Annotated in this window: 13 protein-coding genes; 4 read left to right on the top strand and 9 right to left on the bottom strand. The window is 62.4% G+C overall.

The window, feature by feature from the left end; translation table 11 throughout:
• Positions 1-52: 52 nt before the first annotated feature.
• Positions 53-922: a helix-turn-helix domain-containing protein gene (locus CW305_RS09495; protein WP_090520435.1), complete on the bottom strand. Its 870-nt coding sequence runs from the start codon at positions 920-922 to the stop codon at positions 53-55.
• Positions 923-1,173: 251 nt separating this feature from the next.
• Between CW305_RS09495 and CW305_RS09490 the strand changes: the two genes are divergently transcribed.
• Complete coding sequence (locus CW305_RS09490) at positions 1,174-1,938, top strand: SDR family NAD(P)-dependent oxidoreductase (RefSeq protein ID WP_104097745.1); 765 nt, start codon at positions 1,174-1,176, stop codon at positions 1,936-1,938.
• A gap of 67 nt (positions 1,939-2,005) precedes the next feature.
• Here CW305_RS09490 and fabI read toward each other — a convergent pair whose 3' ends face one another.
• From fabI to CW305_RS09460, 6 genes are read right to left on the bottom strand one after another with little or no spacing between them, the layout of a single operon-like run.
• Positions 2,006-2,800 (bottom strand): enoyl-ACP reductase FabI, encoded by a 795-nt coding sequence (fabI, locus tag CW305_RS09485; RefSeq protein WP_003282073.1) that lies wholly within the window; start codon positions 2,798-2,800, stop codon positions 2,006-2,008.
• The gene (locus CW305_RS09480; RefSeq protein ID WP_104097744.1) at positions 2,781-4,442 is read right to left on the bottom strand and encodes an ABC transporter ATP-binding protein; all 1,662 of its coding nucleotides are present in this window, start codon (positions 4,440-4,442) and stop codon (positions 2,781-2,783) included. Before CW305_RS09480 ends, fabI begins: the two co-directional genes overlap by 20 nt.
• A 1-nt stretch (position 4,443) precedes the next feature.
• Positions 4,444-5,463, bottom strand: coding sequence for an ABC transporter permease (locus tag CW305_RS09475; protein WP_003298887.1), 1,020 nt, complete (start codon positions 5,461-5,463; stop codon positions 4,444-4,446).
• Between the two features lies 1 nt (position 5,464).
• Positions 5,465-6,538 carry a microcin C ABC transporter permease YejB gene (locus CW305_RS09470; RefSeq protein WP_014820115.1) on the bottom strand — a complete coding sequence of 358 codons (1,074 nt, stop codon included), beginning with the start codon at positions 6,536-6,538 and terminating at the stop codon, positions 5,465-5,467.
• Positions 6,539-6,540: 2 nt separating this feature from the next.
• On the bottom strand, positions 6,541-8,427 hold the full coding sequence (locus tag CW305_RS09465) for an extracellular solute-binding protein (protein ID WP_104097743.1): 1,887 nt from the start codon (positions 8,425-8,427) through the stop codon (positions 6,541-6,543).
• Positions 8,424-10,253: an extracellular solute-binding protein gene (locus CW305_RS09460; protein ID WP_104097742.1), complete on the bottom strand. Its 1,830-nt coding sequence runs from the start codon at positions 10,251-10,253 to the stop codon at positions 8,424-8,426. Before CW305_RS09460 ends, CW305_RS09465 begins: the two co-directional genes overlap by 4 nt.
• Positions 10,254-10,392: 139 nt before the next feature.
• On the opposite strand from CW305_RS09460, the gene CW305_RS09455 reads away from it, so the two are divergent.
• The gene (locus CW305_RS09455) at positions 10,393-11,844 is read left to right on the top strand and encodes an HDOD domain-containing protein (RefSeq protein ID WP_046618956.1); all 1,452 of its coding nucleotides are present in this window, start codon (positions 10,393-10,395) and stop codon (positions 11,842-11,844) included.
• Between the two features lie 11 nt (positions 11,845-11,855).
• On the opposite strand, the gene CW305_RS09450 is transcribed toward CW305_RS09455, so the two are convergent.
• Together CW305_RS09450 and gloB are read right to left on the bottom strand one after the other, a co-directional pair.
• Positions 11,856-13,412: a lytic transglycosylase domain-containing protein gene (locus tag CW305_RS09450; protein WP_181063874.1), complete on the bottom strand. Its 1,557-nt coding sequence runs from the start codon at positions 13,410-13,412 to the stop codon at positions 11,856-11,858.
• Positions 13,413-13,512: 100 nt separating this feature from the next.
• On the bottom strand, positions 13,513-14,292 hold the full coding sequence (gene gloB / locus CW305_RS09445) for a hydroxyacylglutathione hydrolase (RefSeq protein ID WP_104097740.1): 780 nt from the start codon (positions 14,290-14,292) through the stop codon (positions 13,513-13,515).
• A gap of 109 nt (positions 14,293-14,401) precedes the next feature.
• Between gloB and CW305_RS09440 the strand changes: the two genes are divergently transcribed.
• Together CW305_RS09440 and rnhA are read left to right on the top strand one after the other, a co-directional pair.
• The gene (locus CW305_RS09440) at positions 14,402-15,172 is read left to right on the top strand and encodes a class I SAM-dependent methyltransferase (RefSeq protein ID WP_023445286.1); all 771 of its coding nucleotides are present in this window, start codon (positions 14,402-14,404) and stop codon (positions 15,170-15,172) included.
• 38 nt (positions 15,173-15,210) lie between these two features.
• A complete protein-coding gene (gene rnhA, locus CW305_RS09435) occupies positions 15,211-15,666 on the top strand; it encodes a ribonuclease HI (protein WP_014820122.1) in 456 nt (151 codons plus the stop codon).

Raw genomic sequence — 15,666 nt, 5'->3', positions numbered from 1 at the left:
CCCCGGTCGTCATGGCCGGGGTTTTGTCGTTCTGGCGCCAGGGAAAGGCAGCTCATGCCTGGCGATAGGCGCTGGGGGTAACGCCCACCTCGCGGCGGAAAACTTGGGAGAAGTGGCTCGGGCTCGAATAGCCCACTTCCAGCCCGATATCGATGACGCTGCGCTGCGTTTCAATCAGCAACCGTCGCGCCCGTGCCATGCGCAGGCCGATGAAGTACTGAGACGGCGAAAGCCCGGTGGCTCGTTTGAACATCCGGCTGAAGTGGTACTCGCTCAGCTCGGCGGTTCGTGCCAGCTGAGCAAGACTGAAATCGTCGGCCAACTGCGCATCCATCGCCTCGACGACCCGGCGCAGCTTGTAGGCCGGCAAGGCGTTGCTGCGCCGGACGGCGTCTTGCCGATCCCGATAGTGGCGCACCAGATGCACGGCCAGTGCCTGGGCCAGGCCGCGAACGCAGAGCGGGCTGGGCTGGCGCTGCTCGACCAGCTCGTGGTGCAGCTTCTCCATCAACCAGCGAACCGTGTCGTCGTGGGCGCCGGAGACGTCCCGCAAGGCAACCGCTGTGCTCTGCGGCCCGAGCAGTTCCCGTGCGGCCTGGTCGATGAGCGGCAGGCCGAGATACAGGTGCATCACCTCGAATTGCTCACCTTCCAGCGTCTGCCAGCGCATTTCGTACGGCTCGTGGGTATCGGTCAGGAAGAAGTCGCCGGCGCTGACGGTTGCTGCGCTCCATTGCCCACCCGGCGCACGTTCCTCGACTCGTGCCGCACCGGCCAGTACCAGCACCAGCAGCGGCTCCAACACTGCCGGTACCTGTATCGGCTCGACGATCGTGCGATGGCTGAACAGCTGCACCACCACGTCCTGCATCGGCGGCTGCTGTGCGGTCGCGCGCGCTTCACCAGGCAGGTAATGGCTCATCGACTGGGGGCTGGTCTGCCCCGCATGGGGTCGTGGCGGCGGTTGTGATGACCGCGGCATGACGTGCTCCTGGCAAACATTTGAAAGCGTTCAGCGCGGAAAGTTTAGCGCAGGACCCTGCGCGCCGGCAGATCACTGCTGCGCGCAAAACCGCAACAGCCAGCGCAAGCGTGCGAAAGCCCGGCCTCCGGCGATGGGAGACAGTTAACCCATCGCGCCTCGTGGCGCAGCCCGAAAGAGAGGAGAGCACCATGACTGATTCGAATCACATCGTCGTTCAGGAAGTTGCAGGCAAGGTCGCGCTGGTCACCGGCGCCGCCAGCGGCATCGGCAGGGCGATTGCCTTGTTGTTGCACGATCGGGGTGCCAAGGTCATCGCCGAAGACATCAATCCGGCTGTCGAGGATCTCGCTCGGCCGGGGCTGGTGCCGCTGCTGGCGGACATTACCAAGGATGGCGCAGCCGAACGTGCGGTCGGCCTGGCCATCGAGCATTTCGGCCGGCTGGATGTCCTGGTCAACAACGCCGGCATCATCATCAACAAGCGAGTGGTGGACATGAGCCGCGAGGATTGGGAGCGCATCCAGGCGGTCAATGCCACGGCGGCGTTCCTGCATTGTCGCGAAGCGGTCAAGGCGATGATGCCCAACCGCTCGGGGGCGATCGTCAACATCGCTTCCTACGCGTCCTATTTCGCCTTCCCGACCATCGCCGCCTATACGGCATCCAAAGGCGCGCTGGCGCAGCTGACCCGCACGCTGGCGCTGGAGGCGATCGAGCATGGCATCCGGGTCAACGCCATCGGTGTTGGCGATGTGGTGACCAACATCCTCAACGACGTGGTCGAGGACGGGCCGGGCTTTCTTGCCCAGCATGGCGAAGCCGCACCCATCGGGCGCGCGGCGCAACCGGAGGAGATCGCCGAGATCGTCGCTTTTCTCGCCTCGGAGCGGGCCAGCTTCATGGTGGGCTCGGTGGTCATGGCCGATGGCGGCATGACGGTTACGGCCGGCTGAGCCGCTGCGCAGAAACACGAACCCCGCCAGCAGGCGGGGTTCGGTGCTTACGTAGACGGGCGCGGGATCAGTCTTCCAGCGAGCCCATTGCGGTGGTGTTGAAGCCGCCGTCGACGTAGAGGATCTCACCGCTAATGCCGGAAGCCAGGTCCGAGCAGAGGAAGGCGCCGGCATTGCCGACTTCGTCGATGGTGACGTTGCGACGCATAGGGGTCTGCTTCTCGTTGGCAGCCAGCATCTTGCGGAAGCTGGCGATGCCGGAGGCGGCCAGGGTACGGATCGGACCGGCAGAGATGCAGTTCACGCGAGTGCCTTCCGGGCCGAGGCTGCCGGCCAGGTAGCGAACGCCAGCTTCCAGGCTGGCCTTGGCCATGCCCATGACATTGTAGTTCGGCATGGTGCGCTCGGCACCCAGGTAGGAGAGGGTCAGCAGGCTGCCGTTGCGGCCCTTCATCATCTCGCGACCGGCCTTGGCCAGGGCTACGAAGCTGTAGGCGCTGATGTCGTGGGCGATCTTGAAGCCTTCACGGGTGGTGACTTCAGTGAAGTCGCCGTTGAGCTGGTCGCCCGGAGCGAAGCCGACCGAGTGCACGATGCAGTCCAGGCCGTCCCACTTCTTGCTCAGTTCTTCGAATACGCGCGCGATCTCTTCATCGTTGGCGACGTCGCAGGGGAAGCACAGCTCAGGGCTCGAGCCCCAACCGGAAGCGAATTCCTCGACGCGACCCTTGAGCTTGTCGCCCTGGTAGGTGAAAGCCAGTTCTGCACCTTCGCGATGCATGGCGGCGGCGATGCCGGAGGCAATCGAAAGTTTGCTGGCAACGCCGACGATCAGTACGCGCTTACCGGTGAGAAAACCCATGTGCTTGTCCCTCTTCTGGTTGTTCGGCAGTGCCGGGCGCCATGAAGGCGGATTCCAGCAGCTGCTGTGTATACGGATGTTGTGGTGCCGCAAAAATGTCAGCGGCCGCACCTTGTTCCACTACCTGGCCCTGCTTGACCACCATCATCTGGTGGCTCAGCGCCCTGACCACCGCCAGGTCATGGCTGATGAACAGGTAGGTCAGGTTGTACTTGGCCTGCAACGAGCGCAGAAGCTCTACCACCTGGCGCTGTACCGTGCGATCGAGCGCCGAGGTCGGCTCGTCGAGCAGTATCAGCGCCGGCTTCAACACCAGAGCCCGGGCAATGGCAATGCGCTGCCGTTGTCCGCCGGAAAACTCATGGGGATAGCGATGCCGGGTTTCCGGATCGAGGCCAACCTCCACAAGCGCGTCAATGATTGCCTGCTCCTGCTCCTTGGCATTGCCCATCCGGTGGATGTGCAACCCTTCGCCAATGATCTGCCCGACCGACATACGCGGGCTCAGGCTACCGAAGGGGTCCTGAAAGACCACCTGCATCTGCCGCCGCAACGGCCGTACCTGGCGCTGCGACAGGCTTTGCAGTTGCTGACCCTGGAAGCGGATCTCGCCCCGACTACCCAACAATCGAAGGATAGCCAATCCAAGCGTGGACTTGCCGGAGCCGCTCTCGCCGACGATACCCAGCGTCTGCCCCTTGGGCAGGCTGAAGTTCACTCCGTCCAGCGCCTTGATATGGTCGACGGTGCGACGCAGCAAGCCCTTCTTTATCGGGAACCACACCCGCAGGTCGTCCACTTCCAGCAATGGCGCCGCTTCTTCGACCGCCACCGGACCGCCACTGGGCTCGGCCGCGAGCAGTTCCTGGGTATACGGATGCTGAGGTGCGCGGAACAGATCTTCACACAACGCCTGTTCGACGACGCGACCGCGCTGCATGACACATACGCGATGGGCAATGCGCCGAACCAGGTTGAGGTCGTGGCTGATCAGCAGCAGTGCCATGCCCAGGCGTGCCTGCAACTCCTTTAGCAGTTCGAGGATTTTCAGCTGCACGGTGACGTCGAGGGCCGTGGTCGGCTCGTCGGCGATCAGCAGTTCAGGCTCGTTGGCCAGCGCCATGGCGATGACCACCCGTTGCCGCTGGCCGCCCGACAGCTCGTGCGGGTAGGCGCGGATGCGCTTGCGCGGCTCCGGGATACCGACCAGTTCCAGCAACTCCAGGGTGCGAGCGGTTGCGGCCTTGCCGCGCAGGCCCTTGTGAATCTCCAGCACCTCGTTGATCTGCTTGCCCACGGTGTGCAGCGGGTTGAGCGAGGTCATCGGCTCCTGGAAGACCATGGCGATGCGATTGCCACGGATTTTACGCATGGCCTTTTCGTCGGCCTTGAGCAAGTCCTGCCCGTGGAAGAGGATCTGCCCTTGCGGATGGCGAGCGAGCGGGTAGGGCAGCAGTCGCAGGATGGAATGAGCCGTCACGGACTTGCCCGAGCCGCTTTCCCCGACCAGGGCCAGGGTTTCGCCCTTGCGAATGTCGAATGTCACGCCTTCGACGACACGCTGGACCTGTTCGCCGGTGACGAACTCGACGGCCAGATCGCGGACCTCGACCAGATTCTCGGCTATCGGTTGTTCGGCCATGTTATTTCCTTGGGTCGAAGGCATCGCGCGCCGCCTCCCCGATAAACACCAGCAGGGTCAGCATGACCGCCAGCACCATGAAGGCGCTGATGCCCAGCCAGGGCGCCTGCAGATTGGCCTTGCCCTGGGCGACCAGTTCACCGAGCGACGGCGAGCCGGCCGGCAGACCGAAACCGAGAAAGTCCAGCGCGGTGAGCGTGCCGATGGCGCCGGTGAGGATGAACGGCATGAAGGTCATGGTGGAAACCATGGCGTTCGGCAGGATGTGGCGGAACATGATGGCGCCGTTCTGCATGCCCAGCGCACGAGCGGCGCGCACGTACTCGAGGTTGCGCCCACGGAGGAATTCGGCACGCACGACGTCCACCAGGCTCATCCAGGAGAACAGCAGCATGATGCCCAGCAGCCACCAGAAGTTCGGCTGCACGAAGCTGGCCAGAATGATCAGCAGATAGAGCACCGGCAGCCCGGACCAGATTTCCAGCAGGCGCTGACCAACCAGGTCGACCCAGCCGCCATAGAAGCCCTGCAGGGCGCCGGCGATGACGCCGATCACCGAGCTGATCAGGGTTAGGGTCAGGGCGAACAGCACCGAGATGCGAAAGCCGTAGATCACCCGGGCGAGCACATCGCGGCCCTGGTCATCGGTGCCCAGCCAGTTCTCCAGTGACGGCGGCGCAGGGGCGGGCACCTGCAGTTCGTAGTTGATGCTCGAATAGTTGAAGGGAATGACCGGCCAGACCATCCAGCCGTCCTTCTCGGCAATCAGTTCCTGGATGTACGGGCTCTTGTAGTTCGCCTGCAGCGGAAACTCGCCGCCGAAGGCCGTTTCCGGATAACGCTTGAACACCGGGAAGAACCATTCGCCGTCGTAGCGCACCACGATCGGCTTGTCGTTGGCGATGATCTCCGCGCCAAGGCTGAGTACGAACAGCGCGAGGAAGATCCACAGCGACCACCAGCCACGCTTGTGTGCCTTGAACAGCGCCAGCCGGCGCTGGTTGAGGGGGGACAACTGCATCTCAGGCCTCCCTGCTTTCGAAATCGATGCGCGGGTCGACCAGGGTGTAGGTCAGGTCGCCGATCAGCTTCACCACCAGTCCGAGCAGCGTGAAGAGGAAGAGGGTGCCGAACACCACCGGATAGTCGCGGTTGATTGCCGCCTCGAAGCTGAGCAGGCCGAGCCCGTCAAGGGAGAAGATCACCTCGATCAGCAGCGAGCCGGTGAAGAACATGCCGATGAAGGCAGACGGAAAGCCGGCGATGATGATCAACATGGCATTGCGGAACACGTGGCCGTAGAGCACGCGATTCTTGCTCAGGCCCTTGGCCCGCGCCGTGATCACGTACTGCTTGTTGATCTCGTCGAGAAAGCTGTTCTTGGTCAGCAGCGTCAGCGTCGCGAAGTTGCCGATCACCAGCGCGGTGACGGGCAGGGCCAGGTGCCAGAAGTAGTCGATGATCTTGCCGGCCAGGGTCAGGTCATCGAAGTTGGCCGACGTCAGTCCGCGCAACGGGAACCAATTCCAGTAACTGCCGCCAGCGAAAAGCACGATCAGCAGAATGGCGAACAGGAACGCCGGTATGGCGTAGCCGACGATGATCGCCGAGCTGGTCCAGACGTCGAACTTGCTGCCGTGACGCGTGGCCTTGGCGATGCCCAGCGGGATCGAGGCCAGGTACATGATCAAGGTGCTCCACAGACCCAGCGAGATGGAAACCGGCATCTTCTCGATGATCAGGTCGGTCACCTTGGCGTCACGGAAGAAGCTCTCGCCGAAATCCAGCCGCAGATAGTTGCTGAGCATGATCCAGAAGCGCTCTGCGGGTGGTTTGTCGAAGCCGTACAGGCGCTCGATCTCGGCGATCAGCTCGGGATCCAGACCCTGGCCACCCCGGTAACTGGTGCCGGCGACCGCGACTTCCGAGCCACCGCCAGAGATCCGGCTGGTGGCGCCTTCGAAGCCTTCCAGCTTGGCGATTGCCTGCTCCACCGGGCCGCCAGGTGCGGCCTGGATGATGATGAAATTGATCAGCAGAATGCCGAACAGCGTGGGGATGATCAGCAGCAGTCGGCGAACGATGTAAGCCAGCATGCTTAGCGCTCCGCCTCGACGCTATCAGCCGGGACCGCAGCGCTAGCTTCCTCGGCCTTCTTCGCTTCGACGGGATCGGCGACAGGTGTCTTGGCGTCGGGTTTGCGCCACCAGGTCATCAGGCCGATATCCTGCCGGGGCGTCACCTCTGGATGCGCGAGGTGATTCCAGTACGCCACGCGCCAGGTCTTTATGTGCCAGTTCGGCACCACGTAATGCCCCCAGAGCAGCACACGATCGAGCGCGCGGGTGTAGCTGATCAATTCCTTGCGCGAATCGGCCCCTATCAAACCTTCCACAAGGCTGTCGACTGCCGGGTCCTTGAGGCCGATGAAGTTACGGCTGCCCGGGTTGTCGGCGCTTGCCGAGTGCCAGTACTCGCGTTGCTCGTTGCCGGGCGAGTTGGATTGGCCAAAGCCGCTGACGATCATGTCGTAGTCGCGCGAACGCAGGCGGTTGATGTATTGCGAAACGTCGACCCGACGAATTTCCAGTTCGATTCCGAGGTCGGCCAGATTGCGCTTGTAAGGCAGCAGCACCCGTTCAAACTCGGCCTGGACCAGCAGGAACTCGAGCTTCACCGGCTTGCCGGCAGCGTCCAGCATGCGGTCGTTCTCGACCTTCCAACCTGCTTCGGTGAGCAGCCGGTATGCCTTGCGCTGCTGTTCGCGGATCACACCATTGCCTTCGGTACGTGGTAGCTCGAACGGTTTGTCGAACACCTCGTCCGGGATCTTGCCGCGAAGCGGCTCGAGCACCTTCAACTCGTCGTCATTCGGCAAGCCGGATGACGCCAGCTCGGAGTTGTCGAAGTAACTGCGGGTGCGGGTGTAGGCACCGTTGAAAAGCTGGCGATTGGTCCATTCGAAGTCGAACAGGAGCCCGAGGGCTTCACGGACGCGGCGGTCCTCCAGCTGCGGGCGGCGGATATTGAAGATGAAGCCCTGCATTCCCGCAGGGTTCTCGTTCGCAATTTCGTCACGAACGATCCGACCGTCCCTCACCGCTGGTATGTCATAGGCGGTGGCCCAGCTTTTGGCTGTGCGCTCCTCCCAATAATCAAAGTGCCCGGCCTTGAACGCCTGCAAGGCGACGGTGTTGTCGCGGTAGTAATCGAAATTGATGTGATCGAAGTTGTAGAAACCGCGATTCACCGGGAGGTCCTTGCCCCAGTAGTCCGCTACGCGCTCATAGCGGATCGAGCGGCCGGCCTGGACCTTCTCGACGCGGTATGGGCCACTGCCCAGAGGCGGTTCGAGGCTGCCCGAAGTGAATTCCTTTCCTTCCCACCAATGCTTCGGCAACACTGGCATCTGCCCGAGGATCATCGGCAGTTCGCGATTGCCATCGTGCTTGAAATCGAAGCGCACCCGCCTCGGGCTTTCCGCTGTCACTTTCTCCACATCGGCGTAGTAGGCGCGGTATTGCGGGGCACCCTGGCTCATAAGGGTTTCGAAGGTGAACACCACATCCTCGGCCTTTACCGGCTCGCCGTCATGGAAGCGTGCCTGCGGGCGCAAGTGGAAGCGCACCCAGCTGTTGTTCGGTCCCTTTTCTATCTTTTCCGCGAGCAAGCCGTAGACGGTGAAGGGTTCGTCCAGGCTGTTGGTCGTGAGGGTGTCGTAGATCAGACCGATATCGTCGGCTGCAACGCCCTTGTTGATGAAGGGGTTGAGCGAGTCGAAGCCGCCGAAACCAGCCTGTCGCAACGTCCCGCCCTTGGGAGCGTCGGGGTTGGCATATTCGAAATGCTGGAAATTGGCCGGGTACTTCGGCTTCTCGTCATACAGCGTCAGGGCATGGCGAGGAGCGGCTTCGGCGATAGCAGCGAGGCAGAGCAGCCCCAGCAGCCCGGCGCGGAGCAGCGGATGGCGCGCGCGATCATTCATTTGGTCTTCTCCAGGCTCTTCAGCCACCAGGCGCGCAAACCCAGCGTATAGGGTGGCGTGGTGACGTGGGCGAACCGATTGCGGTACGCCAGGCGGTGGTTACTGATGAACCAGTTCGGAATGGTGTAGTGGTTCCACAGCAGCACGCGGTCGATTGCGCGGGCGGCGGCGACTTGCTCGTCGCGGGTTTGCGCGGCGAGCAGCTTGTCGATCAGGTCGTCGATGATCGGATTGGCGATGCCGGCATAGTTGCGACCGCCCTTGACGTCGACCTGACTGGAATGAAAGTACAGATACTGTTCGATCCCTGGGCTGAGGCTCTGGGCCAGCGTCATCAGGATCATGTCGTAGTCGTAGTGATCGAGGCGCTGCTTGTACTGTGCGCTGTCCACGGTACGCAGACTGGCCTGAATGCCGATGCGTGCTAGATTCTCGACGTAGGGCTGAAGGATGCGCTCGAGCCTCGGGTTGACCAGCAGGATCTCGAAGCGCAGCGGCTGTCCGGCGCTGTTAAGCAGGCCGGCATCCGAGGCTTTCCAGCCTGCGTCGGCGAGCAGTTTTAGCGCGTGGCGCAAGGTTTCCCGCGGAATCCCGCGGCCTTCGGTCTGCGGAAGCTGGAAGGGCTCGGTGAACAGTTCGGGTGGGAGCTGCTTGCGGTACGGCGAAAGCAACAGCCACTCACCGCCTTCGGGCTTGCCTGTCGCTGTGAAGTCGCTGTTGGGGTAGTAGCTTTCGCTGCGGCGGTAGGCGCCGTAGAACAGGGCACGATTGGTCCATTCGAAGTCGAACATCAGGCCGAGCGCTTCGCGCACACGATTGTCGGCGAAGGTCGCGCGGCGCCCGTTCATGAACAGCGCCTGGGTCTGGGTCGGAATCTGGTGGGGGATTTCAGCGCGAATGATGTCGCCGCGCATCACCGCCGGAAACTGGTAGCCATTGGCCCAGTTCTTCGCCTGGTGCTCGATGAAGAAGTCGAACTCGCCGACCTTGAAGGCTTCGAAGGCCACCACGCTATCGCGATAGAACTCGACCGAGACTCGGTTGAAATTGTATTTCCCCTGATTGGCCGGCAGCTTGGCGCCCCACCAGTCCCGCACTCGCTCGAAGACTACCTGCCGGCCCGGCTGCACATGCGTGATGCGGTAGGGGCCGCTGCCCAGTGGGGGTTCGAAGGTGGTCGCGCTGAAGTCTCGATTCTTCCAGTAGTGCTGTGGCAGCACAGGCAGTTCGCCGAGACGCATGATCAGCAGCGGATTTTTCGGTTGCTCGAATATGAAACGAATGCGATGTCGGTTGAGGATGTCGACCCGCTTCACCCCCTGCAGGTTGGAGCGGTACTGGGGGTGCCCATCCTTTATCAGGGTGCGATAGGAGAAGGCGACGTCATAGGCGGTAATCGGCTTGCCGTCATGAAAGCGGGCTTCCTTGCGCAGGTTGAAAACCACCCAGCTGTAGTTATCGCTGTGCTCCACCGACTCGGCAATCAGACCGTAGCTGGAGGCAGGTTCGTCGCCGGACGGGTCGTAGATGCCGGTGCCGACCATCAGTGGCTCGTTCAGCTCGCTGATGCCGTATTGCAGAAAGCCGGGTGCCGAACTCAGGCTGGTGCCCTTGAAAGTGTAGGGGTTCAGGGTGTCGAACGTTCCGGAGGCCATCAGTTTGATCTGGCCACCCTTCGGCGCGCGCGGATTCACCCAATCGAAGTGGGTAAAGTTGGCCGGATACTTAAGAGTGCCGAACTGCGCATAACCATGGCTTTCGCTGATGGTGGCGAAGGCGGGAAAGCTCAATGCCAGGCAGGTCAGTAACGGTAGCAGGGCTCGCATCAGACGGGAAATCCGATCCTTGGCGCTTAGGGGCTTCTCGGGCCGGTACAGTAACAGCTTGTATGCGCTGGAAAAAGGCCGGGCAACTCGGGCAAACTGCCGGTCATTTCCCGTAATGGCATTGTGCAGAGGTGACCTCTTGGATGTACGTGCCCAGGGTCTTCAGGCATGGATAGACCGCCTGAATCAATCGGAGCTGCCTGCGTTGGCGTCCGTGGTCAAGGATCTGCAGCGCCTTGCCGTGCATGAACATGCTTCGGTGCAGCAACTGGCCGATGTACTGCTTCGTGATGCCTCGCTGACTTCCAAGGTGCTGAGGGTCGGCAATAGCAGCTATTACAACCCCTCCCAGGAGACCATCAAGACGATTTCTCGGGCCATCGTGATGATCGGCTTCGAGAACGTGCGCCTGATCAGTCTGTCGGTCACGCTGATCGACAGCCTGCTTGAGCGCGCCCCGAGGGAGCAGCTGCTGGAACTGCTGGCTCGTTCGTTTCACGCCGCGGTGCAAGCCCGCAACATCGCCGGCTATGTGCTTTCGCGTCACGAGGAAGAAGTATTCATTGCCGCGCTGCTCTACAACGTGGGCGAGCTGGCGTTCTGGGGCTGCGGTGGAGAGCAGGCGGATGAGCTGGCCCTGCTGCTGACGCAGCCGGGCATCAAGCCTGACGATGCGGTGCAGAGCGTGTTGGGCACCAGCTTCCGGCAGCTCAGCCTGGGTCTGGTCAGAAGCTGGAACCTGGGAGAGTTGACCAGTCTTGCACACACTCAGGTGGCCAGCAGCGATCCGGCCGCTCGCGCGGTCGCGCTGGGCGTACAGATCAGCGAAGCCGCACTCGGAGGCTGGGAGTGCGAGCGGATGACGTCACTGACCAGGGCCGTGGCCGAGTTCACCGGCGTGGATGAAGCTGATGCGTTGCAGCAGATACTCGCCAGCGCCGATGAAACCGTGCAGGTGGCGACCACATTTGGCGCAAGTCGTCTGGGCCGGCTCATTCCCAGTACCGATCCCGAGCAGATCCGCCTGCAGCAGGCCCAGCGTCAGGCAGCCTTGCTGCAACCGGATCTGTTGCTGATGCAACAGGCGCTGCAGGACCTGGGGCTCATGGCCTCAGGCGGCGGCGATGCCACGTTGATTCTGGATACGCTGCTGAAGGGGCTGCACCGCGGGGTTGGCCTGGAACGTGTGATGGTGGCGGTGCTGGCCGATCAGCAGACGCGTTTCAAGGTGCGTTGCGCCGTCGGTGAAGGGACCGAGACCTGGATTCAGGGCTTCGTGCTTCCCGCTGACCAACCCGAGCAGCCGAACGTGTTCAGTTACGCACTGCGCCATCGGCAGTCGCTCTGGATGGGCGTGCCGGCAAGTTATGACTTGGCCGACCTGGTGACCCAGCCGCTGCGAAAGTGGTTTGGCAATGGCATGTTCTTCATCGCACCGCTGATGGCGGGGACGCGTGAAATAGGTGTGATCTACGGCGATTGCCGGCTTTCGGGGCGGGCGCTGAAACACGAACAGTTCGTCGCGTTTCAGCGCTTTACCCAGCTGACTGGACGCTGCCTGGAGTCCCTGAGCAAGCGTCCGGCTGGGTGAATGGCGGAGGGCTAGTTGGCGAGGTATAGCGTCAGCAGCTGGCCAGGGCGCAGCACGCTGGTGCCTTTCGGGTTCCAGGTCTTCAGGTTGTTCAGCTGTACGTTGAAGCGCTTGGCGATCTGGTACAGCGAGTCGCCTTTCTGCACTTTGTAATAGGTAGGCGAATTTCCCTTGCTCTGCGCTTTGGCTACTGCCGGGCCCTGCAGGAACAGCGCCTGGCCCACTTTGAGCTGGCTGCCGGAGAGCTTGTTCCAGCGCTGCAGGTCGGGTACCGAGACGCGCTGAGCCTTGGCGATGTCCCAGAGATTGTCGCCAGATTTGACCCGGTAGCTGCGCGGCGTGGCGGCCGGCTGACGCGCTACAGCGTGCAGCAACTCCCGCGAAGCGCCGGCATCACCGCTGGTTGGGAGGCTGAGGACCTGCCCGATCCGCAACGTGTCGCTCTTCAACCGGTTCACGTCGCGGATGATGTTGACGGTCAGATGATGACGGTTGGCGATGACGCCCAGGGTGTCTCCTGCGCGCACCTGATACTGCTGCCAGTCGACCAGGTCCTGCGGCTTCATCAGCGCCAGGTTGGCTGCCAGCATTTCAGCCTTTTCCATTGGCACCAGCAGCTGCTGCGGACCATCCAGGGTAATTCGGCGGGTGAAGGCAGGATTCAGCTGGTAGAGCTCGTCCTCGTCCAGGTCGGCGAGTTTGGCGACCCGCGCCAGATCCATGCGCTGCTTGAGCGCGATGACTTCGAAGTAGGGCTCGTTGGCGATCGGATTGAGATTGATGCCATAGGCCTCCGGGGCCTGGATCAACTGCGACAGGGCCAGCAGCTTCGGCACGTAGGCGCGGGTTTCCTGCGGCAATGGCAGGTTCCAGTAGTCGGTCGGCAGGCCTAGCTTCTGGTTGCGTTCGATGGCCCGGCTCACGGTGCCTTCACCCGAGTTGTAGGCAGCCAGTGCCAGCAGCCAGTCACCGTTGAACAGGCCGTGCAGGTAGCTCAGATAACGCAGGGCAGCATTGGTCGAGGCGGTGATGTCACGGCGGCCGTCGTACCAGCTTGTCTGCCGAAGATTGAAGTGCCGGCCGGTGGCGGGAATGAACTGCCAGAGCCCGACGGCATGGGCGGGCGAATAGGCGAAGGGATCGTAGGAGCTTTCGATGATCGGCAGCAAAGCCAGTTCCAGCGGCATGTCGCGCTCTTCGAGGCGCTCGACAATGTAGTGGATATAGGGGCTGCCGCGCTCGCTGGCGATTTCGATGGATCTTGGGCGACTGGAGAACAGCAGGCGCTGTTGCTCGATGCGGGGGTTGCTGTCCAGATGATCCTGAAGCTTGTAACCCTCGCGAATTCGCTCCCAGATGTCCTGGTGTTCGGTGATGACGGGGGTGTCGTTCAGCCAGATGGGCTCTTCTGCCACAGGCGCCGTGGTGCGGCTTGCCTGATCGCGTGCATCATCACGCACGGCGTTGCTCTGACAGCCCGCTAGGGCGACGCAAACGGCTAGAGCCAACGCCCGACCAGAGGCTGCCAAGGCGTCCGGTTCGAGGCGTTTCTTGGGAGCTGGCGGCATTGGCTGGAATCTTCCCCGGAAACAAAATTCGGGGGATTCTAGGAACGCCCCCTGGTGGGGTCAAGGCTGCATGCCGCGTTTCGGGAACCTGTCGACCTTGTCAGAAGGCGTCCTTCCAGGCGCGCAAAGCCGCGAAAACCGCCACATCGCCGTCTAGCTGGCCGCCGCTGCGCTCGCTTGCCGCATGCTGAACGGCGGCGACACCACAACGCAGAAAAGGGTTGGTCGCGCGCTCGATATCCATTCTGCTTGGCAGGCTGAAGCGGTTCGATTCGCGCAGTTCGGTCACCTCGCGCATGCGTTTTCCAATGGCCGGGTTGTCCGGTTCCACTGCCCGGGCAAAGCGCAAATTGCTCAGCGTGTATTCGTGGGTGCAGTAGACGAGGGTGCTATCCGGTGTATCGGCCAGGCGCTGCAGCGAGCGGAACATCTGCTCGGGCGTGCCTTCGAACAGACGCCCGCAGCCGGCGGCGAACAGCGTATCGCCACAGAGCAGCCAGGGCTGCACGGGGTCGGCATTGAAATAAGCGATATGGCCAAGCGTGTGGCCAGGGACGGCGATGACCTGCAAGTCCGTCCCGAGTACCTCGAGGTGCTGGCCGTCGCTCAGCGCCTCGTCGCGCGCGGGAATGTTCTCGGCCGCCGGTCCATGAACGCGCGCGCCGGTCTGTGTCTTGAGCCGTTCGACGCCGCCGACATGGTCGTGATGGTGGTGGGTAATCAGGATGTCACTGAGCTGCCAGTCCGAGTGGTCGCGCAGCCACTTCAGGACTGGCGTGGCATCACCGGGATCGACGGCAGCGCAGCGTTGAGTGGCCTCGTCCAGAAGCAACCAGATGTAGTTGTCGGTGAAGGCGGGCAGGGCTTCGATCTTCAACATGGGCGGGTCGCCAATTGAGTGACAAAGGCGCATCCTAGCAGTCCCATGGGAAAGTTGAACCCGAGCGAACTCAGCGCCGCGCAGATCGCGCGGCGAACGGAGCCGAGCGATGAACGATCGACCGTCCACCCAAGGCAGCGACCATTGGCTGTCCATGATCAATGAGGCGTCCGCCTGGTTCGAGGGGCCGCTGGGCCAGCAGCTGCTGGTTCAGGAGAAGCAAGTCCTTACCGAAGAGCTGGCGCGTTGTTTCGGCAGCTATCTGGTGCATAACGGCCCGTTCAGCGGCGAGCCGGTGCAACCACAGAACATCAAACGCAGCGTTCGCCTCGGTGCGCCACTTCCTGGTGTGGAGATTCATTGCGAGGAGCAGGCCTGGCCGCTCGGCGAGCATGCTGCTGATGTCGTCGTGCTGCAGCATGCATTGGATTTCAGCCTGTCGCCCCATGGGTTGTTGCGTGAAGCGGCGCGTGGCGTTCGTCCGGGCGGGCATCTGCTGATCGTCGGTATCAACCCTTGGAGTGCCTGGGGCCTGCGTCATCTGGTCTCTCGCGAGGCGTTTCGGCAGGCGCGTTGCATTCGTCCGTCAAGGGTAGGGGACTGGCTGAACCTGCTGGGATTCGCGCTGGAGAAACGTCGCTTCGGATGCTATTGTCCGCCGCTTTCTTCGAGCGACTGGCAGGCGCGGTTGTCTCGTCTGGAGTCCGTCGGGCAGCAGTTGCAGGCGCCAACTGGCGGTTTCTATCTGCTGGTCGCGCGCAAGTTGATGATCGGCCTGCGGCCCTTGCGCCAGGAGCGCCGCGAACGCATGGGCAAGCTATTGCCGATGCCCGTCGCCAAAGTCAGCCGCCGCGAAGCCGAACAACACCGACTCCCTTGACGCCCCGAGCCTGTCGGCAAACAGAGTAAGCAATCCACATGAGCGACGATTGGGTCGAGATCTACACCGACGGTGCCTGCAAGGGCAATCCCGGCCCAGGCGGCTGGGGGGCGCTACTTATCTATAAGGGCGTCAAGCGTGAGCTCTGGGGCGGCGAGCCCGACACCACCAACAACCGCATGGAGCTCATGGCGGCAATCCGCGGGTTGGCGGAGCTGAAGCGCTCGTGCAAGGTTCGTTTGGTGACCGACTCGCAGTACGTCATGCAGGGCATCAACGACTGGATGCCCAACTGGAAGAAGCGCGGCTGGAAAACGGCGAGCAAGCAGCCGGTGAAGAATGCCGACCTTTGGCAGCAGCTCGACGAGCAGGTCAACCGCCATCAGGTGAGCTGGGAGTGGGTTCGCGGTCATACCGGCCATCCCGGTAACGAGCATGCCGACCTGCTTGCGAATCGCGGCGTAGTACAGGCCAAACGACAACCGATTGTGTAA

The sequence above is a fragment of the Stutzerimonas kunmingensis genome, from assembly GCF_002929225.1.
Classification (GTDB): Bacteria; Pseudomonadota; Gammaproteobacteria; order Pseudomonadales; family Pseudomonadaceae; genus Stutzerimonas.
This window is presented reverse-complemented; position numbering and strand designations above follow the sequence as displayed.

Coding starts and splice junctions, on each gene's coding strand:
- CW305_RS09450 (WP_181063874.1), bottom strand. CDS start 13,412: ATGCCGCCAGCTCCCAAGAAACGCCTCGAACCGGACGCCTTGGCAGCC.
- CW305_RS09490 (WP_104097745.1), top strand. CDS start 1,174: ATGACTGATTCGAATCACATCGTCGTTCAGGAAGTTGCAGGCAAGGTC.
- CW305_RS09440 (WP_023445286.1), top strand. CDS start 14,402: ATGAACGATCGACCGTCCACCCAAGGCAGCGACCATTGGCTGTCCATG.
- fabI (WP_003282073.1), bottom strand. CDS start 2,800: ATGGGTTTTCTCACCGGTAAGCGCGTACTGATCGTCGGCGTTGCCAGC.
- gloB (WP_104097740.1), bottom strand. CDS start 14,292: ATGTTGAAGATCGAAGCCCTGCCCGCCTTCACCGACAACTACATCTGG.
- CW305_RS09465 (WP_104097743.1), bottom strand. CDS start 8,427: ATGAATGATCGCGCGCGCCATCCGCTGCTCCGCGCCGGGCTGCTGGGG.
- CW305_RS09495 (WP_090520435.1), bottom strand. CDS start 922: ATGAGCCATTACCTGCCTGGTGAAGCGCGCGCGACCGCACAGCAGCCG.
- CW305_RS09475 (WP_003298887.1), bottom strand. CDS start 5,463: ATGCAGTTGTCCCCCCTCAACCAGCGCCGGCTGGCGCTGTTCAAGGCA.
- rnhA (WP_014820122.1), top strand. CDS start 15,211: ATGAGCGACGATTGGGTCGAGATCTACACCGACGGTGCCTGCAAGGGC.
- CW305_RS09480 (WP_104097744.1), bottom strand. CDS start 4,442: ATGGCCGAACAACCGATAGCCGAGAATCTGGTCGAGGTCCGCGATCTG.
- CW305_RS09470 (WP_014820115.1), bottom strand. CDS start 6,538: ATGCTGGCTTACATCGTTCGCCGACTGCTGCTGATCATCCCCACGCTG.
- CW305_RS09460 (WP_104097742.1), bottom strand. CDS start 10,253: ATGCGAGCCCTGCTACCGTTACTGACCTGCCTGGCATTGAGCTTTCCC.